The following is a 25,102-nucleotide window of genomic DNA, read 5'->3' on the forward strand; positions in this document are numbered from 1 at the left end:
TAACTATGGATAAGCAAAACAAAAGAATTGTTTTAGTGACAGGCGCAACGGGCGGTTTAGGAACTGCGATGTGTAAAGAACTTTATAAAGACGGCTACCACGTAGTTGGGAATTATCACACAAAAGAAAAAGCTGAAGCTTGGTTAAAAACTATGAAAGCAGAGGGGTTTGACATTCAATTGTTTCATGGTGATGTGAGCGATTTTGATAGCGCTGGAGCCATGATTAAAAAAATTGAAGCGGAAATTGGACCCATTGATACTTTAGTGAATAACGCAGGTATAACGCGCGATGGCCGATTAATCAATATGAAAAAAGAAGATTGGTATGCCGTTATAAATACAAATCTTAATTCGGTTTTTAATTGTTCGCGCAATGTTTTAGATGGCATGATTGAACGTAAGTTTGGGCGTATTATCAATATTTCTTCTGTAAACGGGCAACGTGGACAATTCGGTCAAACCAACTACAGTGCTGCAAAGGCAGGTATGCATGGTTTTACAAAATCATTGGCTATGGAAGTTGCTAAATACGGAATCACTGTAAATACTATTTCTCCAGGATACATTGGCACAGATATGGTAATGGCTGTGCCTGAAAAAGTCTTAGCGCAAATTGTAGCACAAGTGCCTATGGGACGCTTAGGTGGAACACACGAAGTAGCCCATTTGGTAAGCTTTTTAGCAAGCGAAGAAACTAGTTTTATTACAGGTGCAAATTATAGCATTAATGGTGGACAACACGTTTATTAGTATGTAAAATGTAAAAGGTAAGATGGAAAATGTAAGAGGTAGTTTATCCCTTTTCCATCTGCCATTTTCCCTTTTCCATTTACCCCCGCAAGGGGGTTTGTTATTTTAAATAAAAGACCTATTTTAGGCGTCTAACACAAACATAAAAAAATGGAACAAACAACTGGACAAAAGGGGCATCCTAAGGGGCTTTGGTATTTATTTGGAACTGAAATGTGGGAACGTTTTGGGTATTATTTAATGCTTGGAATTTTTTCGCTTTACATGCTCGACGGATGGAACAATGGTGGAATGGGGTTCAGCGCAGCTAAAAAGTCTGATATTTACGGCACTTATTTAGGTCTGGTTTATTTAACACCTTTTATTGGTGGTTTGCTGGCAGATAGAATTCTCGGTTACCGCAGATCGATTGTAATAGGTGGTTTAATGATGTCCGCAGGGTATTTTTTACTCTCGGTTCACAGCACTACTTCGTTTTTTATTGCCCTTGCTCTTATTATTATTGGGAATGGTTTTTTTAAACCAAATATCTCAACTTTAGTAGGTAATCTCTATAGTGGCGATGATATGAAAGATAAAAAAGATGCTGGTTACAATATCTTTTATATGGGAATTAACATTGGTGCTTTCATTTGCAACTTCGTAGCTGCTTATATGCGTATTAATTATGGTTGGGGTCACGCTTTTGCGGCTGCTGGAGTTGGTATGTTAGTTGGAGTGGTAATCTTTTTACTAGGAACCAAACACATTAAACACGTTGATATTGTAAAACCTCTTTCGCCAGGTGATATGTCTACTGGTAAAATATTTAGTATGACAGTATTACCAATGTTTGTTTTTGGTATTATTGGTTACATTATTCCTGGAAATTTTTTAGGATCTGATACAAATGACGCGTTTATTATTGGTTGTTTACCAGTAATTTCTTTTTTCGTTTATTTAGCTTTTACAGGAGATCCAAAAGAGAGTAGGGCTATTAAAGCTTTACTGGCGGTATTTACTTGTGTAATTTTATTTTTTGCAATTTTTCATCAAAATGGAGATGCATTAACTGTTTGGGCAGAAGATCATACAGATAGAAAAATGCCTGAAAGTATTTCAACAGCTGCCGATAAAATAGGAATGGCACAAGTTGTTGTAAACAATGATATTGTTTCTGCAGATCAGACCACTTTTGACGCTAAGATTTCTGAATTAAGAGCACAAGAAGATGCTATGCCTGCAGTTTCGGCTGAAGAATTAAAAGCTAAAGGTGAATTCTCTAACAAGATTGGGCAATTAGAAAAGTCAAGAAGTTATTTTTCTACTCTTCCCGGAGATCAGGTGCCAGCCCAGGGACAAGATTTAAAATTGTATTCAACTGAGTTGTATCAATCTATCAATCCTTTCTGGGTTGTGGTGTTAACGCCTTTAGTAGTAGGTGTTTTTGGTTTTATGAGACGTAGAAAAAGAGAGCCTAGTACTCCGACTAAAATTGCAATTGGTTTAGTAATTACGGCATTATCTGCATTAGTAATGGTTGGTGCGGTATTGTCTACAAATAATTTATCAATGAAGGCAGGTTCGTTTTGGTTAATCGCTTCTTATGGGGTCATAACGGTCGGTGAGTTATGTTTATCACCTATGGGTTTATCATTGGTATCCAAACTATCTCCTCCACGTATCACTGCATTAATGATGGGTGGCTTTTTCCTTGCTATCTCGGTAGGTAATAAATTATCAGGAATGCTTTCTAGTTTATGGGAGACAACAGAGCATAAAGAGAATTTCTTTTATTTGAATTTTATACTAGTAATGGCAGCAGCTATTATTCTTTTTGCCATGCTTAAATGGCTTAACGGTGTAATGAAAGAAAATAAAGTTAGCTAGTTTTTTAATCAAATCTTAAAAGCCTCCCGATTTTCGGGAGGCTTTTTTGTAATAATACAGTTATACAATGGAACAAAACGGAAAAGTTGAAATTCAAGATTTTAGAGGAAAGTACCCTAAACAACTTTGGTATTTATTTTTTAGCGAAATGTGGGAGCGTTTTAGCTTTTATGGTATGCGCGGAATGCTGGTAGTGTTTATGGTGAGCGAGTTAAGTATGAACGACGAGGTAGCGAACCTTCAATACGGTGCTACACAGGCTTTTGTGTACGCGTTTACTTTTGTAGGTGGTTTGTTTGCCGATAAAATTTTAGGATACCGTCGCTCCTTATTCTGGGGTGGTATTTTAATGATTATTGGAAGCGTTCTACTTGCTCTTGATCCTAAATTATATTTCTTTTTTGGAATTAGTTTTACCATTATCGGGACTGGCTTTTTTAAGCCTACTATTTCTACCATTGTTGGAAAGCTTTATAGAGAAGGAGATGACAGAAGAGATGCGGGTTTTTCATTGTTCTACGCTGGGGTTAACCTTGGCGCACTTATTGGTGGTTATTTATGTGTAGCCACTGCTAACGGTTCTTTATTTGCCGATTTAATTCCTGAACACTTACGCTGGAATGTTGCTTTTGGTTTTGCATCTATTGTAATGATGATTAGTTTGTTAACCTTTACACGTACTCAAAAAAGTCTTGGTAACATTGGTATTTCGCCAATAGCACATTTAGATCCAAAGCGTAGAAAGTTTTTAGAATATACTACTTATATTGGTTCTTTGGCCATTCTACCGCTTATTATGACCATGGTGGCTAAAACCGAATACACAGATATTTTTATGTTTATCATTGGACCTGCATCATTAATTTATCTCTTTTATGAAATGAGAAATTTTTCATGGGCAGAGAATAAAAAACTTTTAGCAGCATTGGTATTTATTATTTTCTCAATTGTTTTCTGGGCATTTTTTGAGCAGAGTGGGGGATCGTTAAGTCTTTTTGCCAGACATAATTTGGATTCTAGTTTGTTAGGTGTTACCCTTGATCCTAACGGCGTAAACAATTCTGCCAATTCGTTTTTTGTAATTGCTTTTGCTGCCATAGTTGGACTTGTTTGGCTAGCAATGGCAAAACGAAAACTCGAGCCTAACACCATTGTAAAATTTGGTTTAGCCTTTTTGTTTTTAGCCGGAGGTTTTTATGTATTTTATTATACTAAGTTTTTCTCAGATTCAAACGGTGTTACCTCTTTAAATGTATTCACGTTTGGTTGGTTTATTATTACGTTTGGTGAATTGTGCTTGTCTCCTATTGGTATGTCGGCAATGACAAAATTATCTCCACATAAAACGCAGGCAGTTGTAATGGGCATGTGGTTTTTAGCCAGCGCTTACGGACAGTACTTTGCCGGATTACTAGGAGCGAATATTGCGAGTGCTTCAGAAAATTCAAGCAACATTGAGAAATTACTTATTTACGCAGAAGGTTATAAACAATTAGCACTTTATGCTTTAATTGCTGGCTTTATTTTAATTGCGATTTCTCCGCTCGTTAAAAAGTTGATGGGAGAGGTGAAGTAGGGGGCTAATAAGTTTAAATAGTATTCTTTGGTAAAAAAGAATTCCTCAGTACCCATAAGGTAAAGCATATGAGGCAATTCCAATTGATTCCAAGAAACGTAAATGAAAGTTTTTCTCCAGGGAAAATACGTTAAGTGAAATTAGAAGTAGCAGATATTATCATCCTCTAAAGGTTTTCGGCATTTTATATTTGAAACATTTTGTTATTCGTTACATGTAGTTCTATATTATCAGGAAAAAGCCCTCAAAACCCATTTCAGAGCTGATATACCCGATTATGCAGATTTTATTTTTAAAACGAATTCATTCGTACGACTTTTGGTTTATGTTTAACTTAAATCTTTAATTATGAAAAAGTCGGTTTTAATTATGTTTCACCTTGCGTTCTGGATTTTTACGAGCTTGTTGATTGTTCTTGTGTTTCAGATCATTCTTGCCTCCTCTTGGGTAATATTCCAAAGCAGATTAGGCCCCACCGTTAGCGATAATTTAAAAGGCTTATTGATTATTTTACCTGTCGGCGCCTGTATCTTTTATTCGTCTTATTTCTCCTTCCCGTATTTCGCAAAACGTTTTATTCGATTTGTCTGGTTTTTTGCCGCTTTTTTTACGTTAATGTTATTAATTTCTATCCCTGGTTATGTACAACAAAAAGCATCGCTCAAAGGCGCGGAGATGAGCACCATGCAGGGCATATTAGCGATAACGGTAGTGGCTTCACCGTTATTATATTTTATCATACTAGGATTTTTATTCAGAATCTTTATTGAATGGATAAAGGATATTAAAATAAAAACTGAGCTGGAAAAAGATAAGATTGCTAGTCAACTTGAACTGCTTAAATCTAAAATAAACCCTCATTTTTTGTTTAATACCCTTAACAATATTGATGTCTTCATACAAGATGATCCTATAATGGCATCTGAGTACCTGCGAAAACTTTCCGATATTCTGAGATTTATGCTCTACGAATCAAATGCAGAAAAAATTCCCTTAACCATGGAAATTGAATACATTCAAAAATATATTGACCTGCAAAAAATAAGAACTGCTAATGAAAAGTTTGTGAATATTGAGATTAATGGCAACACGAACGGAAAATACTTATCACCAATGATTTTAATACACTTAATTGAAAACGCCTTCAAATATGCCACAAATAAAAAAATCGAAAACGCTATTGCAATTCGTTTTGATATAACCGAAAATCATTTATTGTTTTTTTGTAAGAATCATATTCATGAACCCAAAGAAATAAACACAGAAAATAATGGGCTTGGCATTCAGTTGTTAAAACAAAAATTGGAATTGCTTTATAAAAACACTTATAAACTAACTGTGAAAGAAGAAAACAATTGGTACCTTGTAAATCTCGAAATTTCATTTTCATGAGTATCAATTGTATTATCATAGAGGACGAGCCCTTAGCCTTAAAACGCATAAAACAGTACGTTGAAAAAATCTCCTATTTAAACCTATTAGAGTCATTTGATAACGGTTTTGAAGCCATAGGTTTTCTTAAAAAACAGCGTGTTGATTTACTCTTTTTAGATATTAAAATGGACGAACTAACGGGAATTCAATTATTGGAATCGTTGGAACGAAAACCTTATGTAATTATTACCACAGCCTATAGCGAATACGCGTTAAAGGGATACGAATTAAATGTAACAGACTATCTACTGAAACCTTTCGGTGCAGAACGGTTTATACAAGCAGTTGAGAAAGTGTTTTTTCGAATAAATAGAACCACCAATGATGATCGTGATTTTTGCTTCGTGAAATCGGATTACCGGATAGAGAAAGTTTTTTTTAATGAGATACTTTTTATTGAAGGAATGAAAGATTATAGATGTATTCAAACAAGCACCAGAAAAATCCTTACGTCACAAACCTTTTATGATTTAGAAATGGATTTGCCAAAATCAAAGTTTTGTAGGGTGCACAAATCATACATTGTTACATTAAATAAAATAGACCTGATCGAACGAAATAGGATTAGAGTTAAGGATTCTTACATTCCTATAAGCGAAACGTATAAAGAAAATTTTTACAAGCAGATCGGATTTGGGTCTGATGGAAAAGTAGCAACAAAGATATAATATCAACAAGAAATGATTTATGTGGATACCCGCGTGAGGTATGGAAGTAGCAGCCCGGTGAAGAAAGACTTTAGTGTTGCAAAGCGACGGAGGCTTTGGAACAAAGACCCCGTACGTGCTGCATCTCGCAACACTTAAGTCTTACGAGACGGCTATAACGAACAGGCCGACCTCATGAAGCGAAAGGCTCACTCAAATAATCAACTGCCTTTCTGCTTCATGAGGGCACGCCCAAATCAATTAAAAATATAGATTTTTTGTCTAAGAAATTAAATAGAATTCAGTCTATTCAGACTCAATATTACTTCGACATCATTTGTCGTTTTACCAAATAGGTGTAAAGAATGTTGTCGAAACCCTTGTTAATGTCGGCTTCCACATAATCAATTTTATAATGCCCACATTTTAAAATCAATTGTTCTTTAAACTCATTAATTGATTTTTGGTATTGCTCTTTAATTTGGCTTGGATTTAATTTAATTTCTTCACCGCTTTCAAGATCGATAAAATGATAAGGTTTATTTTCGAATTCAAATTCGAGTTCCTTTGATTTGTCTACCACATGAAATAAAACAACCTCATGTTTTTTATATTTTAAATGTTGTAGGGCAGAAAACAACTCTTCGTTATGAGCATCATTTTCGAACATATCACTAAAAATAACAACCAAAGACCTTTGGTGAATAATTTCGGCAATTTGATTGAGCGCTGAAGCAGCTGACGTCTCTTTATGCTCCGATTTATCATCTAAAAGCTCTTCGAGTGTGTTTAAAATAAGTTTTTTATGAAGAGGTGTTCCTTTTGCAGGGAGGTGATTTGTGATTTCTTTGTTGAATAAAGTGAGTCCGAAGGCATCCCTTTGTTGTTTTAACAATTCACATAAAGCTGCTGCGGAATACACACTGAATTTTAATTTGGTATTCTCGGAATCCTTAGGGAATTGCATACTTGCAGAGGTGTCGATTACGATTTGACAGCGTAAATTTGTTTCTTCTTCGTAACGTTTTACGAACAGTTTTTCAGAGCGGGCAAATAATTTCCAGTCTATATGCCTAGTACTTTCGCCAGTATTGTATAAGCGATGCTCTGCAAACTCAACAGAGAAGCCATGAAAGGGACTTTTGTGCAGACCAGTGATAAAACCTTCTACTACTTTTTTAGCCAAAAGTTCAAGGTTCTTGAAAGGCTCTATTTTACTGGGACTAATTAACATTTGATTGTTGTAAATATCTGTTTTTTTCAGGAAAAACAAGGAAATTAAAGAAATTTTTGTATATTTTTGCTTAAGATTTGAAAATCTTCGACAAACCTATAGTTTTTGCATGACGAAACAGCTTTTTATTTTATTGTTTGTATCGCTATTTGCTATGAAGTCAAGATCCCAGATCGACACTAGTTTCTGGTTTGTGGCGCCTGATGTACCTGCCAATATGGGTGACTTCCCAATTGTACTGCACTTTCAAACGTATTCACAGCCTACAATAATCTATATTCAGCAACCAGCATTGGTTGGGCCATCTGCCATAAACGTATCGGTTGCTGTGGCTGCAAATACCACGTACACCCTTGATATTACAGCTAATATTTCAGTTGTGGAGTCTGGTCCTGCAAATTCCGCGAATCCTTTTGGAATTTATATCAGTTCAAAAGAGAATATTTCGGTTTATTATACATTTGACAGACAGTCTGTTGGAATTAAAAATAGAGAAATGATCAGCTTGAAAGGACGCAGAGCGCTGGGTAGAGATTTTTACGCCTCGGTTCCTGCCTCGGCTTCCATTTTAACGTATACAGTAAATGGAGGAGGCGTCGGTTTTGACGTGGTAGCCACACAAACAGGCATTACTACCGTATTAATTACGCCAAAAGCCTCATGTGTAGGGCATGCTAAAAATGCCACCTTTGTAAAAACCTTGAATAGAGGTGAAACATTCTCGGTTTTAGACACAAATACTTTAAATTTTAGTGAATTAGCGGGTTCTATTGTTTCAGCAGATAGGGACATTGCTGTTACGGTTAAAGGTTCCATACGAACAACCTCTACTTGTCCCTCATATTTTGCTGATCAAATCACGCCTAGCAACCATTTAGGAAAAGATTACGTTGTGCTTAAGGGTAATGGCACCGAAGACATTGCCTATATTTTAGCACCTTTAAACTCTACAAGTTTTACAATAACAACGAGTTCTGGTGCAACTCCTTGGTTAATTAACGCAACAGAAACATATTCTATAAACATTTCAGATCCAATAGCTTACATACATTCAGATAAACCAATCTATGTTTTTCATTTAAGTGGTTATGGGTGTAAATTGAGTGGAGCACAAATGGCACCCGTTTCTTGCGCTGGATCTTATTCAGCAGCATTTATTCGCCTAAGCAGTGATTCTTTGAATTTGAATATTTCTACCAGATCGGGTTTTCAGTCTAGTTTTACTTTAACAAGCAACGGTGTGAATGTTCCTATTAGTTCCACCAGTTTTACAACTGTGCCAGGTAGTGGTGGTAATCTTGTTACAGCAAGAATATACCTTCCTACTTCGTCTGTATCGGTTGGTTCTTATAATGAATTGGTAAATCCTGCCGATATTTTTGGTTTAAGTGTGAGTAATGGTGGTTATTTGGCTGGAAGTGCTTATGCTCAAGCCAGTGATTTTGAAATTAGTTCTTTTGCTTACGCAAACTCAGCACCTACCGCAACTATTTGTGGTAATACTCAGTTTACCTTAAGCGGAATAGTGGGTGGTGGACCTATAACTGGTGTTTGGTCAATTCTGCAGGGTTATGGTACTTTGTCCTCTGGCAATACACAATTAACGAATAATATTTATACACCAAGCCTTTTAGATACAACAAACAACGCTCTGTCCATTCCGATTAATAATCGTTACGTAAAGTTTATTCTTAGCAGCACAGGTATTTGTCCGAACACGTCCGATACATTTCAATTACACGTAAAGCAACCTCCAATTGTAAGCGCGGGTTCAAGTTCTATTATTTGTGGAAACAATCCAATTTTACACTTAAACGGCAATGTTTTTGGTGCAACCAATCAAGGAGTTTGGAATGTTAAGGCTCCAGGTAGCGGTACATTTGTTTCCGGAATAAATAGCTTTACGCCTACCTATCAATTATCATCATCAGACACTACGTTAAGTCAGCTTTATTTTATCTTAACGAGCACGAATAACGCTGGTTGTAATGCCGTAAATGATTCTGTTTTGATCATCATCAATAAAGCACCGCTTATAAAAGCAAGTACGATAAATCCTATTATCAAATGTTCGAATAATGCTACAGTTTCATTAAACGGGCTAATTTCTGGTACAACCACTTCTACAGGTATTTGGCAGACAAATGGTACTGGTATTTTTTCACCAAATAATGTGGCTTTGAGCACAAATTATATTCCCAGTATAAACGATGTTGCTATGCCAAACCTTAAGCTTTATTTGGAAAGTACTAACAACGGTGCGTGTTTCTCTGTGAAAGATAGTGTGAGTATTTTATTTACAGAACCTTCTTACGCAAATGCGGGTGGTGATGTAAATGCCTGTGTAAATGATCCGCGTGGTGTTTTATCAGGCGCAGTCACCGGAACGGTTACAAACACTGGCCTTTGGTCTGGTGGCTCAGGCTCATTTTTACCATCCAATAGCGTTTTAACAGCAACGTATATCGGAACTCCTTCTGAAGTGTTAACAGGGTTTGTTACCCTAACCTTAACGAGTAGTAATAACGGTTTGTGTTTAAGTACAAGTGATGTTGTACGTGTTAATTTTCAAAGCAAACCTTTTGCAAATTATTCGGTCACTTCGGTGTGTTTGGGGAAACTTACAGACTTTGGCGATCAATCGGTTAACCTATCGGGAGTAGGTGTTTTAAAATCGTGGAAGTGGGATTTTGGAGATAATTCGGCGCCATCAACATTACTGTATCCTTCACACACTTATTCAAACGTTGGCACGTTTTCTGCGCAACTGATAGTAATAAATAGTTTTAATTGTGCAGATACTGTTATAAAACCTGTTGTGATTTATGAATTGCCAAATGTAAATTTTTCATTTAGTCGCTCTTGCAGTGGTTCGGCACAGCTTATCTTGTTTAAAGATAATTCATCAATTGCAGCACCTTCAACAATTTTACCTGGCGGTCATTTTTGGGATTTTGGAGGTTTTGGGTTTTCTAATTCAGTAGATACTTCCGTAGTTTTTCCAAGCGAAGGTTTGTATAGTATTACCCACATTGTTACTTCCAATAAGGGCTGCCAATCGGTTATTTCTAAGTCGGTTAACATTACACCGCGCCCCGTTGCCAAATTTGTTCACATCAATAATTCTATAGCAGGCCTAGGAGCGAATGTTTTGTTTAGAGACACGTCTTCTTACGCTGAAAGTTGGACTTGGGATTTTGGAAACGGGGAAACAAGTAACTTAAAATATCCTTCAACTTTTTACAATCAAAATGGCCTTTATGTTGTAACGCTTAAAATAACCGATTTGTTTGGATGCCCCAGCACCTTCACAAGTGAGATTAGAATATCCACGATAGTATCGGATATCGTAAAACTCATTCCAAATATTGTTACACCAAACGATGATGGTAAGAATGATCTTTGGCGTTTAGAATTTATTGATGTTTATTTTCCAACTGCCGAAATTGAAATTTATAACCGTTGGGGGGTACGTATTTTTAAAAGTATAGGTTACAAAAATGCTTGGGATGGCAGCTATTTGGGAGACCCGTTGCCTGTAGGGGCTTATTTTTACACGATTAATTTGCATGATAAGGATAACACGCCAGTAATTAAAGGCACTTTAACCTTGATTAAATAGAACCTTTTGATCGCATTGATCGTATATAGAGTTCTTAGACATAAAATGAAAATAAAAAAATATATAACCTCTCTGTTCTTGATGACGGTGGCTTTGGCGCTCGGTCAACAACAAACGTTGTATACAAATTATTTAATGAATCAATATCTCTATAATTCAGCATATGCTGGGGTGGAGGATGGTACACAATTTAATATTGGTTATAGAAATCAGTGGGTTGGATTTGATGGGGCACCCAAAACCTTTATGCTGAGTGGTTATGGTAAGCTTAAGAAAAAACCAAACATGGCGCTGGGAGCACTTATAATGACCGAGCAAATAGGGTTGCTTCAAAAAACTAACTTTTATGTGAGTTACAGTTATCATTTAAAAATTAATAAAAAAGCAGCCATTAATTTTGGCTTGGGCATTGGTGGCATTCAACATAAATTAAGAGTTTACGATGCAAAACCTTACGACCATGACGATAGTTTTTTAAGATCTGATGTTTTGCGCGCCTTGTCTTTTGACGCGAATGCTGGGTTTTATTTTTATACCAAGAATTTCTTCCTAGGGTTTAGCGATCAGCACATGATTAATTCTAAGCTTTATTGGGATAATTCAACTGGAAGAAACACAACACATTTTTATGCCTACACAGGTTATAATTTTCATCTTAATAAAACGTGGGTTATTCAACCAACCATTTTAGCACGCACAAATAGTCCTGCACCATACCAGTTAGAATATAATGCACGGATTATTTACGACGATATGATTTGGGCAGGTTTCAGCTACCGCCATACCTCTTCAGCCTGTTTTATGATAGGCTGTAAAATAGATAACCAGCTAAGTTTTGCCTACAGTTACGATATTACTTTAAGCGCTTTGAAAAAATACTCAACAGGAAGTCACGAGATCGTAGTGTCTTATTTGATACCGTTTAAGAAAAAGAAATCTAAAAGTGATTTGATACAAGATGCCGATGAAGAAGAATTAAATAAGATTGATAACTCATTAAAAACGAATTTAAAAAGTAAAAAGAAAAAAGAAGAAGACTCTAATAAAAAGGAAGAGGAGAAAGAAAAACCGGTGGAGACTGAAATACAAAAAGTTGAGGAACCTACTCCAGAAACAATTACTGAACCAAAATCAGAAGAAGTTGCACCGGATAAAATATCAGAACCAGAAGTGAAAACCGAGTCAGAAACAACTTCTGAACAAGCACCTGAAGCAACGGTGCCGACTGTAATTGAAGAACAACCAACCAATACTCCTGATTCTGAAATAAAAAAAGAACCAGAAGTTAAAACCGAAACTGAACCTAATAATTAGTATGAAAATAAAAACTAAAGTCATAGTGTTATTTTTGGTTTTTGTAATCAAAGCAACTAATTCGGTTGCTCAGATAGATACTGCGTTTTGGTTTGCTGCACCTTGGTCTACACCCGATCATACCGAAAGGCAGGACATTGTTGTACACCTTTCCACTTTTTCAGCTCTCTCAACAACAGTTCATTTAAGACAACCAGCCGCCATTGCACCAAACAAATACGATACGGTAATTGTAATTGGACCAAACACTACATTTAATTACACTTTTTGGAGAGATAAAATAGCCGCTGGTCCACCATCAACGTTAACGCCTAATGTTGGTTTCGATTCCTTGGAGACAAAACCTGCAAATATGGTGGTTCCTTACGGTTTATACATTTCTGCAAGTTCTAATATTACCTCGGTGTACGATGTTATTTGTCAACCCCCAGGTTATAATAATCCTGAAACATTTTCTTTAAAAGGACAAAATGGATTAGGTACTGAATTTGTTTGTCCACAACAAACGTTATACAGAAACAGGACTCTTGGTGATAGAGCAAATACACCCGCCGGCGTATCGCAGCCAAAACAGCAAATTGCCATAGTTGCCACTATGCCTAATACAGTGGTATGGATTACACCACGTTGTAACGTAGTTGGTCATATTGCTAATGTAACCTATAGTGTTTTATTGCCTTCACCAGGTAGTTGTTATAACATAGAGAACCTTGTTCAAAATACATATTTACCCGGAAAAAATTTATCGGGGACAATCATTGTTTCTGATAAACCAATAGGGGTCACGGTTGCAGATGACTCCATAAATAATATTCATTCGAGTACTGCAGAGCCTGGGGTAAGTACTTGGGGAGGAATGGGCTGTTATGATTTGGTAGGTGATCAGATAGTACCCGTGGATGTGGTTGGCAAAGACTATATCATAAACCGCGGTCAGTTGTTCAGAGAAAACCAACTCGGTGCAGGTAACCCTGGCATGAAAGAATCAGCCTTTATTGTGGCTACAGAGAATTTCACGCAATTAACCATTAATGCCGGTGGTACGCCAACATTCACATACTTAAACAAAGGCGATACTTATGTTGATACTCTGACCACTGATTTAACCTATGTTCATGCTGATAAAAATGTATATGTGTATCATTTAAGTGGAATTGGTTGTGAGTTAGGCGCAGCTTTGTTACCACCTCTGAGTTGTGCCGGTTCTAAATTAGTAGCTTTTTCGAGAAACACACCACAGAAATTTGCATTAAACATTCTTTGCAAAAATGGATCACAAAGTACTTTTACTTTAAATGGTTCAACCACATTAGTGCCGGCGGCAGCATTTACAGTAGTTCCAGGTACAGCGACTTTGCAGGGCGGACCGTTTTGGGGTGCACAAATAAGTTTATATTCCACCGGTGTCTTGCCAATTGGTTCATATACCATTGGCAACAATACAGATGAATTTGCTTTGGGTGTGTTTGATGGCGATTTAACAAGCGGTGGATTGTTCCACTATATGTCTGCCTTTTTAAGAAAAACTGTTGTACAAACACAAACATTAAGTCCTATTTGTGCCGGTTCGGGTGGCACGGTCGTTCTAACTGGCACTATCACCGGCGCTGATATTTCGGGTGTATGGAGTACTAGTTATAATAACGGAACGGTTACCATAAATGGAGGGGCTTCTGGCGCAATTCCTACAGCCTCTAATTATATTTCTTCGGTAAATATTATTTCTGCTGTTTATACGGTTTCTATAAACGACACAACGTCTGTTTCGCCAACTAAAACAATTACTTTATATTTATCTTCGGTTGGCAGTTGTAGAAGTGTAACAGATTCCGTTAAACTCGTCATTAATCAACGCCCTAAGGTTTCCGTAAGTTCTGGAACCGTTATGTGTAAAAATAACATCTTCCCTGTTATTTTAAGTGGCACGTTATCAAATGTTCAAGCTCAGGCTGGTCAATGGAGTGGAGGAAATGGTGGTATTTTTGGAGTACCCGGACTGGTAACTACCTACACGCCGTCTCAGGCCGATCTCACATTAAATACAATTACTTTAAGTCTTACCAGTTCTGTGCCTCTAGATGGATGTCCAAATACGGTAAAAACGTTAACTGTTGGTTTTATTGATCCTCCAGTTGTAGCAATTGTGCCAAACAATGGCGTTGTTTGTACAAACTCAAGTACTCTTGCATTGAATGGAAGTATTAGCGGAACTACGGCTGGAATATGGCAAGGCGGAACAGGTGCCTATACTTTAACTAACACGTCGCCAACAGCAACGTATATTCTAAGTCCTGGTGATCTTTTGCAAAATAACATTACACTCACTTTAAGTTCAATAGCCGACGGCTTGTGCGCCAGTGAGAGCGCGACTATGTTGGTAACAGTTGTGCCCGAACCCTTATTATTTTTACCGTCAACTTCAACAGTTTGCGCTGGCGCAATTACGATTCCTTTGAGCGGCACAATCAGTGGTGCCCCGCAAGGAATTTGGAGTTCTAATAACAGCCATGGTGCATTCTCCAATCAGCAACCACAAAACACTCCGGTAAATACAACTTATAGTTTAAGTTCACTTGATACTAATTTTGTATATTTTATTCTTGAAAGTGCCGGTGGTATTTGCCCTGCGAAAAAGGATTCTTTTATGGTATCAATCCTTGCAGCTCCTATTGTAAAGGTTAACGAAACATTTATTCCAGTGTGTAAGAACGCTCAAATTGCCTTAACGGGCACTGTGTCAGGTTACACCAATTCTGGCGAATGGAGCACAAGTAGCAGTACCACTAGTCCAGGTACCTTCACGCCTGGCTCAAATTTTCTTTTTGGATCCTACCTTCCCAGTGAAGCGGATATAACAAATGGTTTTGTGATATTAACATTAACATCAACAAACAATCAATTATGTCCTCCTTCCTCAGCAGCATTCACAGCGTCCTTTATTCCCTCTCCAAGCGCTCGTTTTACGTTTTCTCCTAAACGTTGTGTAAATTCTCCTTTAATATTTAGTGACGCCTCCCTTTCAAATGGTACTGCCTTCTTAAAGTGGAATTGGGATTTCGGAGACAATTCTCCAACAGGAGGTTCAACAAGTCCTAATCCTATTAAAACATATACAGTAGCCCAACAATATGTGGTTACTGTAACGGTTACGGGTGTAAGCTTGTTAAACATTGAATGTCCGGATGTGTTTGATACTTTAATTCGGATCAAACCATTACCGCTTGCAGATTTTAAAGTTTCTGCTGCTTGCCAAGACTTTCCTGCAATATTTACAAATAAATCAATTGCTCCTCCTGGTTCAGATCCGATTGTTGCCTGGCAATGGGAATTTGGTGATAGCATTAAATTTAATGTTCCACCACTTTTTACCAGTATTCCCACAACAACTGTTGCGCATGCCTATGCAACAGCAGAAAGGTTTTCAGCCTTTCTAACGGTTACTGCCACACCAGCAGGTTTATCTCCTAGTCTGGGTTGTGTTTCTGATCCGCATCGCGAGTATGTGGATGTGTTTCCAAAGCCAAAAGCTGAATTTGGGTTAACAAATAATCCTTCTGTTGTGCAAGAGCCTGTTTATTTTGCTGATTTTACAACACCGGTTGGCAATATTGACCAATGGTTTTGGGAGTTTGGCGACGACGGAGCTTCATCCGAACAAGCGCCTGTTCACACCTTTCAGCAAGCGGGTTTATTTAGTATTAAACTTACCGTTACAGATTTTGCAGGATGCACAGATACATTAAGAAAGGATATTGATGTAACCTTACTTCCGCAGCTTCCAGGTGCTTTCACACCTAACAGTGATGGTAAGAACGATCTCTTGTTAGTTAAGGGAGGGCCATTTTTAAAAATGTTATTCAGAGTGTATAATAATTGGGGTGAATTGGTATTTGAAACAGCAGATCAAAATATTGGATGGGACGGTAGAAAGAATGGCATAGACCAACCAGTTGGGGTTTATGTATGGACATTGGTTGCGGATATGTATAATAACCGGCAGGTTAAAAAAAATGGTGACGTTACACTTTTAAGATAATGACACGTGTAAAAAAATATTTAGTTACTTTTTTAGTGGGATGTGTTCTTTTGGGTCATGCTCAGGATTTTCACTTGAGTATGTACGATGCAGCGCCTATTTTTTTAAATCCTGCTATGACTGGTTTAATTGAAACAAAAATGAGAGCACACATCCATTTTCGTAACCAGTGGAATGCTCTCGCTTTTAAACCCTTCACAACGGCACTTGTTAGCTTTGATGTACCAAAAGGTAAATGGGGCTTTGGTGGACAGATTACAAATATGCGTGCTGGTGCAGGCAATTATAATGTATTGCAGTTGTTAGTTTCTGCGGCTTATGCCGTTCCAATTGATAAAAAGAAATTTCATAATCTTTCCTTTGGACTTCAATTAGGTTTTAATCAAAAACATATTGAATACGGTATTCTTTCTTTCGATTCGCAATGGACGACTGCAAACGGTGGATCGTTTGATAAGTCTATAGCCAGTGGTGAAAATTTCACTGGAACCTCGCAATATCAGGAAGTGATAAATTTTGGAGCACTTTATTTTTATGGAAAACAACAATCTCGCTTTAATCCTTTTTTGGGTTTTAGTGCATTTAATTTAACCAAGCCAAAGGAGAGTTTTTTGGGCGGTGATAATCGTTTGCCCCGCAGGTATTATATACATGCGGGTGTTAGGGTAAATGTTAGTGAAATTCTTTATGTGATCCCGAAAATTTTAATTTACGCACAAGCTAAAAATATTCAACAAACTTACGCACTTGATGCTGGTTACTATTTTAAAGGTGAAAAGTTTTTTGCTCTTGCCGGCTATACGTACAGAGTTAAAGATGCAAGTATTCTCTATGTTGGATTAAAAAAGGATAATTATATTTTTAAAATGTCCTACGATTTTAATACATCGACCCTGAGAGGTATTTCAAAAACTCGTGGCGCATACGAATTATCATTAACCTGGTTGGGTAAAAAAACAAAAAACACTGAAATTAAAAACTGTCCACGTCTCTAGTAATAGTATGTTGTTAAAGAAATCAATTTTATTTTTATGTTGCCTGTTTATAGCTTCTGTAGCTAATTCACAGTCAAAAAAAGTATGGATTGACCTTGCAGACGAATCTTATGCGAAAAGAGATTACGCAAATGCGGCCATTTATTATTTAAAAGTTTTAGACGATACGACTGTGTTACGAAGCTACGTTTTGCCATATGAACCTCAATTAGTGAACTTAAAAATGCCTTCCTTGTTTAAAGTTCCCGAGCTTGAAATAACAAAGAAGAAAGACAGTATCAACATTGTTAAAGCAGATCTGGTTCAATCAAGTAAATATGACTTTATTTTATACCGTTTAGCACAGAGTTATCGTTTAAACTTTGACTACTCCCATGCAGCTGACGCCTATAATAAATGTGTTGAAAGAAAAGTGTATAAAGATGCTGGTTACTATTATGGAATCAGTTTAATGCATCAGAAAAAATACGACGTGGCTCTGAAAGCCTTCGATTCCTTTGTGGCAGAAAAGGAAGGAACAGATTCACTTATTTTGTTAGCGGCGAGGCGTGAAACGTGGTGCTATTTTGCCTTAGATACATTAGCGCCAACAAAGGCAAACATTCGAATGATGGATACACTTGTGTTTAACCGCGGCACAAGTAATTTTGGTACCATGTATTATCTCAGCGATGAAAAGGTGATTTTTACGAGTTCAAGAAGAGGTGGCGTTGTTACTGATCCCGAAAAACAAGATTCAAGATACTATTGCGATTTATATTATTCTACTCTGGAAGATACTATTTGGCAACGTCCTATAAATTTTGGAAGACCTGTAAACACCTCTCTTCATGAAGGATCTGGCGTTTTTACACCTGAAGAGGTGATGCTCTTCACACGCTGGAGTGATAATAACCGTTACGAAGCGTTTATTTATATGGCCAGAACAACCGGTGGAAAGTTTTTTGAAGCAATGAAGCTAGGAACAAATATTAACATGCCTGGTTACAAGTCCCATCATCCTTTTGTTACAGCCGATGGTCACCGATTATTCTTTTCTTCAAATCGCCCCGGTGGTAAAGGTGGTTTTGACATTTGGATGGCCTCCATTGATGAGAACGGTTTTGTTGGTGACGCTACAAATCTTGGTGATGAAATTAATACGCCCGCCGACGAGGTAACACCTTTCTACCACGATATCAGTAATACACTTTACTTTAGTTCAAACGGACTACCAGGACTTGGTGGCTTAGACATATTTAAATCAAGTTTAAATGTGGATGATTCTATTTATCAGGTACCAGTTAATTTAAATCGGCCGATAAATTCTTCCAAAGACGACGCTTATTATGTAACAAACAGACTGGGTACAAAAGGATTTTTATCAAGTGATCGTTTAGATTGTGAAGGAGGGCATTGCTACAATATTTATTCCTACGAAAATGATCCAATTAAATTTGATTTGGAAGGTGTGGTAACCGACGAAACTACAGGACTCCCTATTCCCTCAGCACTCGTTACAATAAGAGACGTTCACGATAACGATGAACCTTTTTATGTAGTAACCGATGAGCAAGGCTATTATAAAACAGAACTTAAAGCCAACTTCGAGTACTTTTTAAAAGCACAAAAAAGTAAATATTTCGGAAAGTCTGCCAGTGTTATTACAAAGGGCTTAACCGATAGTAAACATTTTGAAGAAAATTTTGAACTTATTCCAATACCAGAAGGTGACATTGAAATTGAAGGGGTGGAGTACGATTTTAATAAAGCAACCTTGAGGCCAAAATCGATGGAAGTTTTGGATAAAATTGTAGACCTTCTAAAGCTTAATGATAATCTTAGTATAGAATTAAGTTCGCACACCGATTCCAGAGGTAATGATGCTTACAATTTAAAGCTGTCGCAAGCGCGAGCGCAAAGTTGCGTTGATTATTTAATTCAACACGGTATTGATAAGAACCATTTAAATGCTCGTGGATACGGAGAAAGTAAGCCTATTATTCCCCAAGTAGATATTGATGCCATGGTGGATAAAAGTCCTGAATTTGAAGCTGCGCATCAAAAAAACAGACGTACTGCTTTTAGAATTATTGGAGAAACAAATTTAAACTTGATTAACGCAACAAAATAAGTACTTAGTTCAATGATTCGCAGTTATAAAATAGTGGTTAAAGGAAAGGTTCAAGGGGTAGGATATAGGTTTAACGCTCAGGCGACTGCACACAAAAATAATCTTACAGGTTTTGTAAAAAACCAACATGATAAAAGTGTATTAATTCACGCAGAAGGATTGGAGGAAGGAATCAACAAATTTATTGAGTGGTGTAATCTCGGTTCCCGTTTAGCCGATGTAACAGAAGTGGAATCAGAAGAACAGGAAGTAATGGGGTATCAGACATTTGAGATTAAGCGTTAACTTGATAATCTTCCGCGATTTTCTATTAAAACAGATTAAATCCGTATTTATTTCCCAACAGTGAAAGCTATTGTTGAAACACAAGGTAAAATTGTAAAAGTTTGAGGCGCAGCTGTATAAGAATAAGCATATATACAGGTGCGCCCCTAACCTCAATAATAAAACTAGTATAGTTATTCCAACAAAACAGGCAAAGCGAATCTATTACTCTATATTGAAATTAATTTTTTAACTCAGTTTAATTACCTTTAATAATTTTAACAACCTCCACGTTTTTCTCTGACTTAATTTTCAAATAATAAACACCAGAAGATAGATTATTTATATCTATTTCTGTTTTCTCACTATGAATTACATCTGATAAAACAATACGCCCCGTTATATCAACTAATTCAATTGTTTTTTCATTACCAGCAGATGTTTCTAGGATAAACAACCCATTGTTTGGATTTGGATATGCTCTTATAGGGTTAAATTCTTCGGTAACTTTATTTAATCCGGTACAGTCATTTACTGATAAAATGTAACTACCCTTATTAGAGCAGCCGTTAGAATCAGTACCCGTTATTGTAAACGAAGCTGAACTAGTAGGATTAATAACAATAGTACTGCCAATGTATAAAATTGCTGATGTATTCGAAACCCAATTGTAAGTTGAGGCACCTGTAGCGCTTAACTTTACAGACTCACCAGAGCATATTTGTGAAGAAGTACTTGTTGCACTAATATTTGGCAATGGTTTTACTAAAATAAATTTTGTTGCTATTGAACTACATCCGTAAATATTTGAACCAGATAAAGAATAGGTAGTACTCGTTGTTGGATAAACGACATTAGCTGGTTGGGTCACGCCATTCTCCCAACTAAAAGAAACAATATTTGTGCCTAGTCCGCCAAGATTTACAGGTGATCCAGCACAAACAATATCCATGTTTGAAGTAATAAATAGTTCTGGCGAAGGAAACACAGTAATGTTTTGAACAAATTTAGCCGTACAGCCTGTAAGAGCTTTAGTTGCCATCACTGTATAGCCTGTGGTTGTGATCATCGGCGTAACTGTTATTACCGATGTATTTTCGGAAGTACTCCATGTGTATGTATCAGCACCAACTGCAGAAATCTGAAAAGGTTTATCACTACAAACAGTCGAAGAATTGACGCTAAGAGAAACTGTTGGTCCATTTAGAGAGCAAGGAAGAGTGATTTCCAAATCATCCCATGATAAATAAGCAGCACTTCCAGCAGTTGATGTAGCTTTTACAGCTATATAATAAATTCCGTTAGCAGCAACCGTAAAGGTGTTAGACAGTAATTTGTGTGTTGCGCTTATGGCTGGTCCATTTGTTGAAACGATAGGAGTAAGACCTGTTGGAGATTGATTTGATCCTACTAAAATAGATAAGTCTGTCCAATTAGTGTATCCGACAGATTCCGTAAGATACCATAATGATGCTGAATAAGTTTTACCAGCGTCAAGAGATATTCCATTCGAGTAAAAATAATTAGCTCCTATTGGACTATTTGAAAACATCGCAAAATTCGAACCAGTACGTGGAATTCTACCGTTTGGATTAGAAATTGTTTGAGTTAAAGCAGTAACAGAGTTGTTTACAGCCCAAGAACAGTTTGGCAATCTATTTTGGGAGTTTAGAGATTCGAAGCTCTCCAAATAAGGTACTACACTGGTGGTAGTTACCACCATATTTACGGGACTAGAAGGCAAATTTAGTGTGCCACTACCAGGACAAACAACTACATTACTGTAATAGGTTGTAACGTTAACCAAGGGCGAAGTTGCTAAATTGGTTAAGGTCGCTCCGGGTATTGCGGTAAAGGGACCTAAAGGAGAAACTGTTGATGATTGCCATTGATAATTTAGTCCGGCAAAGGTATAGTTATTAGCACTGAAGGAGACACTAACTGTTGTGCCTGGGCAATACACCATTGTTGGAGTAATGATAGATGTTGTAGATGGTTGACCGATACAGGTTTGGGTGTAAAATTCAATTGCACCTGGATCAGGTGTTGGCAAGCTACGTGTAAAATTATTGAAATCGGCTAGTGTGCCTAAAGCATCGCCCATATTATTTATTGCAAGTGCTGTAGGCGCATAGTTAGCACCTAAAGCAGTATAAACAGGATCATTGTCTTTACTATTTTGGTCTAATACATTACTATTACTTGCCTTTAACGCTGATAAATTTGCAAGGTTAGCGTTCATATAGGCAAGGTTATTAGTACCCGCTGGCGAATTCATATAAAGTACGTTGTAATCAGATTTAAAGTTTGTAGCTGTTCCACTGTACCAAATGCAAAATTTAGCGCCTGTTCCCCCTCTGGTAATCGAAATAATATTGTTTTTTATAACGAAAGGACCTGTGTAAAGTTGCAGCCCGTATGTTGCACCAGCAGTAGAATTAGGATCATCTAAAGAAATAGTATTATGAATGATGTTTTGGTATGTATAACCTCCGTTATATATTCCATAGATAGCAGCATTACTTTTTATATCGGAGATGATATTATTTGAAACAACAATCTCATTTCCTACAGTTGCGGAAGAAGCCAAATACATGCCGTAGTAAATATTAGTAGTGTTAGTAACTGAAAACACGTTTCTAATATGGTTACCATCAATAAGTATTCTAAGTTGATTTCCGTTCAAAAATATCCCGTAACTGGTTGTGTGTGTTGTTCGAGTGGGACGTTCGATAATATTGCCTTTGAATGTATGGTCTGTGGTATAATAAGAATAGATTCCTGCATAATAAGTATCGGCAATTCTGCAATTAATAACTTTGTTACCTAACATAAAAGGAGTGGCAGTAGTACTGTAAAAACAAAACCCATAATATCCATTATTAGTGAAACAAGATGTCCACTGATTATTATTACTTAGTCCACTCGTTGTTGGACTTGTGCTAGACCCACTAACAGAAACGGGAGTAATTGCCGCAAGGGTAGTATTTGGGTTTACTGTAATAGTACAATTAGTAAAACTATTAAAATCTGAAGAGTTCCATAAATGTAAGGCCAGTGCATATGAAGTACCTGTTCCTATTATATTTAGGTTGTTTACTTTCATGTAGTCAGCACCACTAAGCATAAAGGTATGAGGTAAGGCGGCCAGAGTTGCATTATAGGATATAGTACAACCATTTCCATTCATAGTTATAGTGTTGGTGGAAGAGGTGCCAACAATTGCAGTAAAATTCACCTGTTCAGTGTAAGGGCCGCTTCCTGAGGCCACATTTACTGTTAATGGACCGTTTACGCCAACGGCATTGATAGACGCCGCAAAAGTCGCAAAACTTGTAAAATTTGTTGAAGATGCAGGTAAGGTGTTATTGATTGTAACAACACCAGAAAACTGTGCTCCTAACTTAAGTGTTAGAACGGTAAGCAAAAGGGCTCCCAGCTTAATTTTTAGGTAATTAGACTTCATGTTTTTAGAGTTAAAGTTTGTTTGCGTAAAAAAAAACAAATAAATTGATAAAAGTCAATAAAACCGCAAAATATTCTTATTTAAGGCCAAGTTTTAACTTTAACATTTCAATTTCAATTACTGTGAGTTTACTATATAAAAATTTTCACAAGCGTAAAATACTTTCTTAAGGGGCTAGGTACTGCACAAAAATTAGCGTAAAGAAAGTAATACTTCCAGGATCTTTTAACATGGTAATGAAAATGAAAAATTATGCTTTGTGACTAATTTTGAAGGTTATAAAGTTGGTTGGAAATCCATTGAAAAGAGTTTAAATTATTGACTAGTTTAAAAACCTCATTTTACATTTAGTGTGGTTTCTAAATCTTACCAAATTTTAAGAAATCCCGATTTCCCATCAATCCTTTTTTGAGTAAATTTACCGCTGATGTTAAAAATAAAATTCTTTCTATTTCTTGCTTTTTCGGGTTTTGTGATGCAAGGTCAGCAACAGGTACTTGATAAAGTTATTGGTGTTGTTGCTAAATACCCAATTCTATTAAGCGATTTGCAAAGCAGTATGATTGAGCGCGATCAACAAGGCCTTCCTATAGATAAGTGTATGGCTTTTGAAATGCTTGTGTTTCAAAAACTTTTAGTGGCGCAAGCAGATAGAGATAGTGTTGTTGTTGGTGATGCTGAAATAGAGACGGAACTTACGCGCAGAATGAACTATTTTATTCAACAGTTTGGAAGTGAAGCTAAGTTGGAAGAGTTTTACGGTAAACGCACCAATGTTTTAAAAGACGAGCTCAGAGCTGATATTCAAGAACAACTTGTTGCCGAAAAAATGAACGGCAAAATTACCGGAGATGCAAAATTAACACCTGCTGAAATCAGACAATTTTATAATTCCATTCCCGAAGACAGTTTACCACTTATTGAATCAGAAGTTGAATTAGAGCAATTGGTTAAAAAACCATCTTTTAGTCACGAGGCAAAAATAGATGCCAGAGAAACTTTAGAAGCCTACCGTCAAAGGGTTATTAAAGGAGAAGTTAGTATTAGTACAATTGCCCGTTTATACAGCGAAGATCCAGGTTCCGCAAAAGACGGTGGTCGTTATGAGAATGTAGGTAGAGGTGTTATGGATCCTAGTTTTGAAGCCGTGGCCTTTCGTTTAAAAAAGGGCGAAATTTCGAATGTTTTTGAAACACCGTATGGCTATCATTTTATTCAACTCGAACAACGTAAAGGTGAGTTAGTCGATTTGCGTCACGTGCTTGTTATGCCAAAAATGAGCAACGAAGATTTTTATAATTGCAAACTAAAACTCGATACAATTTACGAGGAAATAAAATCGGGAAAAATAACTTTTGAAGATGCTGTAAAAAAATACAGTGATGATGAGGAAACAAAACAAAACGCGGGTTTAATGATTAATCCTTCAAACGCATCTACACGTTTTGATAATGAAACGTTGAGCCAGATCGACAAAAACTTGATTGCGACTATAAACAGTATGCAACCAGACGATATGAGTAAACCGATGCAATTCTCAACGCCTGACGGGAAGCCAGGTTATAGAATTTTAAAATTAAAAGCCCGTATTGATCCGCATAAAGCCAATTTGAAAGAAGATTATCAACGTCTCTCTTCAATGGCAAATCAATCTAAAAAGAAAGAGTTGGTGCGCGATTGGATTAAAAAGCGTTCAAAAATCACTTACATAAAACTCGATAAAGAGTTTGCTTGCAAATTCGAAAATCAATGGACAATCAATAATTGATTTTTTAGTACC

General features: G+C 36.8%; 14 protein-coding genes. 12 read left to right on the forward strand and 2 right to left on the reverse strand.

The annotated features are described in order from the left end of the window. The first annotated feature begins 5 nt into the window (after positions 1-5). From phbB to P2086_RS12380, 5 genes are all read left to right on the forward strand, one after another. Entirely contained in the window at positions 6-752 is a 747-nt protein-coding gene (gene phbB, locus P2086_RS12360) for an acetoacetyl-CoA reductase (protein ID WP_317897050.1), read from the forward strand. Between the two features lie 150 nt (positions 753-902). Next, positions 903-2,621, forward strand: coding sequence for a peptide MFS transporter (locus tag P2086_RS12365; RefSeq protein ID WP_317897051.1), 1,719 nt, complete (start codon positions 903-905; stop codon positions 2,619-2,621). A gap of 67 nt (positions 2,622-2,688) precedes the next feature. Continuing rightward, positions 2,689-4,197, forward strand: a complete 1,509-nt coding sequence (locus P2086_RS12370) for a peptide MFS transporter (RefSeq protein ID WP_317897052.1) — start codon at positions 2,689-2,691, stop codon at positions 4,195-4,197. 348 nt (positions 4,198-4,545) lie between these two features. Next, positions 4,546-5,589, forward strand: coding sequence for a sensor histidine kinase (locus P2086_RS12375; RefSeq protein ID WP_317897053.1), 1,044 nt, complete (start codon positions 4,546-4,548; stop codon positions 5,587-5,589). Then, positions 5,586-6,299 (forward strand): LytR/AlgR family response regulator transcription factor, encoded by a 714-nt coding sequence (locus tag P2086_RS12380; RefSeq protein WP_317897054.1) that lies wholly within the window; start codon positions 5,586-5,588, stop codon positions 6,297-6,299. Before P2086_RS12375 ends, P2086_RS12380 begins: the two co-directional genes overlap by 4 nt. Positions 6,300-6,600: 301 nt before the next feature. Here P2086_RS12380 and P2086_RS12385 read toward each other — a convergent pair whose 3' ends face one another. Further along, positions 6,601-7,512, reverse strand: coding sequence for a DUF58 domain-containing protein (locus P2086_RS12385; RefSeq protein ID WP_317897055.1), 912 nt, complete (start codon positions 7,510-7,512; stop codon positions 6,601-6,603). 154 nt (positions 7,513-7,666) lie between these two features. Between P2086_RS12385 and P2086_RS12390 the strand changes: the two genes are divergently transcribed. Genes P2086_RS12390 through P2086_RS12415 form a run of 6 tightly spaced genes read left to right on the forward strand, consistent with a single transcriptional unit; the run spans position 7,667 to position 19,877 of the window. Then, complete coding sequence (locus P2086_RS12390) at positions 7,667-11,134, forward strand: PKD domain-containing protein (protein WP_317897056.1); 3,468 nt, start codon at positions 7,667-7,669, stop codon at positions 11,132-11,134. A 45-nt stretch (positions 11,135-11,179) separates the two neighbouring features. Beyond that, entirely contained in the window at positions 11,180-12,448 is a 1,269-nt protein-coding gene (locus P2086_RS12395; RefSeq protein WP_317897057.1) for a PorP/SprF family type IX secretion system membrane protein, read from the forward strand. Position 12,449: 1 nt separating this feature from the next. Further along, positions 12,450-16,484, forward strand: a complete 4,035-nt coding sequence (locus P2086_RS12400) for a PKD domain-containing protein (protein WP_317897058.1) — start codon at positions 12,450-12,452, stop codon at positions 16,482-16,484. After that, complete coding sequence (locus P2086_RS12405; protein WP_317897059.1) at positions 16,484-17,479, forward strand: PorP/SprF family type IX secretion system membrane protein; 996 nt, start codon at positions 16,484-16,486, stop codon at positions 17,477-17,479. Before P2086_RS12400 ends, P2086_RS12405 begins: the two co-directional genes overlap by 1 nt. 7 nt (positions 17,480-17,486) lie before the next feature. Further along, positions 17,487-19,592 (forward strand): OmpA family protein, encoded by a 2,106-nt coding sequence (locus P2086_RS12410; protein ID WP_317897060.1) that lies wholly within the window; start codon positions 17,487-17,489, stop codon positions 19,590-19,592. A gap of 12 nt (positions 19,593-19,604) precedes the next feature. After that, positions 19,605-19,877, forward strand: coding sequence for an acylphosphatase (locus P2086_RS12415; protein WP_317897061.1), 273 nt, complete (start codon positions 19,605-19,607; stop codon positions 19,875-19,877). Between the two features lie 238 nt (positions 19,878-20,115). Here P2086_RS12415 and P2086_RS12420 read toward each other — a convergent pair whose 3' ends face one another. Then, the gene (locus tag P2086_RS12420; RefSeq protein WP_317897062.1) at positions 20,116-23,322 is read right to left on the reverse strand and encodes a T9SS type A sorting domain-containing protein; all 3,207 of its coding nucleotides are present in this window, start codon (positions 23,320-23,322) and stop codon (positions 20,116-20,118) included. 427 nt (positions 23,323-23,749) lie between these two features. On the opposite strand from P2086_RS12420, the gene P2086_RS12425 reads away from it, so the two are divergent. Beyond that, positions 23,750-25,090 (forward strand): peptidylprolyl isomerase, encoded by a 1,341-nt coding sequence (locus P2086_RS12425; protein ID WP_317897063.1) that lies wholly within the window; start codon positions 23,750-23,752, stop codon positions 25,088-25,090. Positions 25,091-25,102: the final 12 nt, after the last annotated feature.

The sequence above is a fragment of the Aurantibacillus circumpalustris genome, assembly GCF_029625215.1.
Lineage (GTDB): Bacteria > Bacteroidota > Bacteroidia > B-17B0 > Aurantibacillaceae > Aurantibacillus > Aurantibacillus circumpalustris.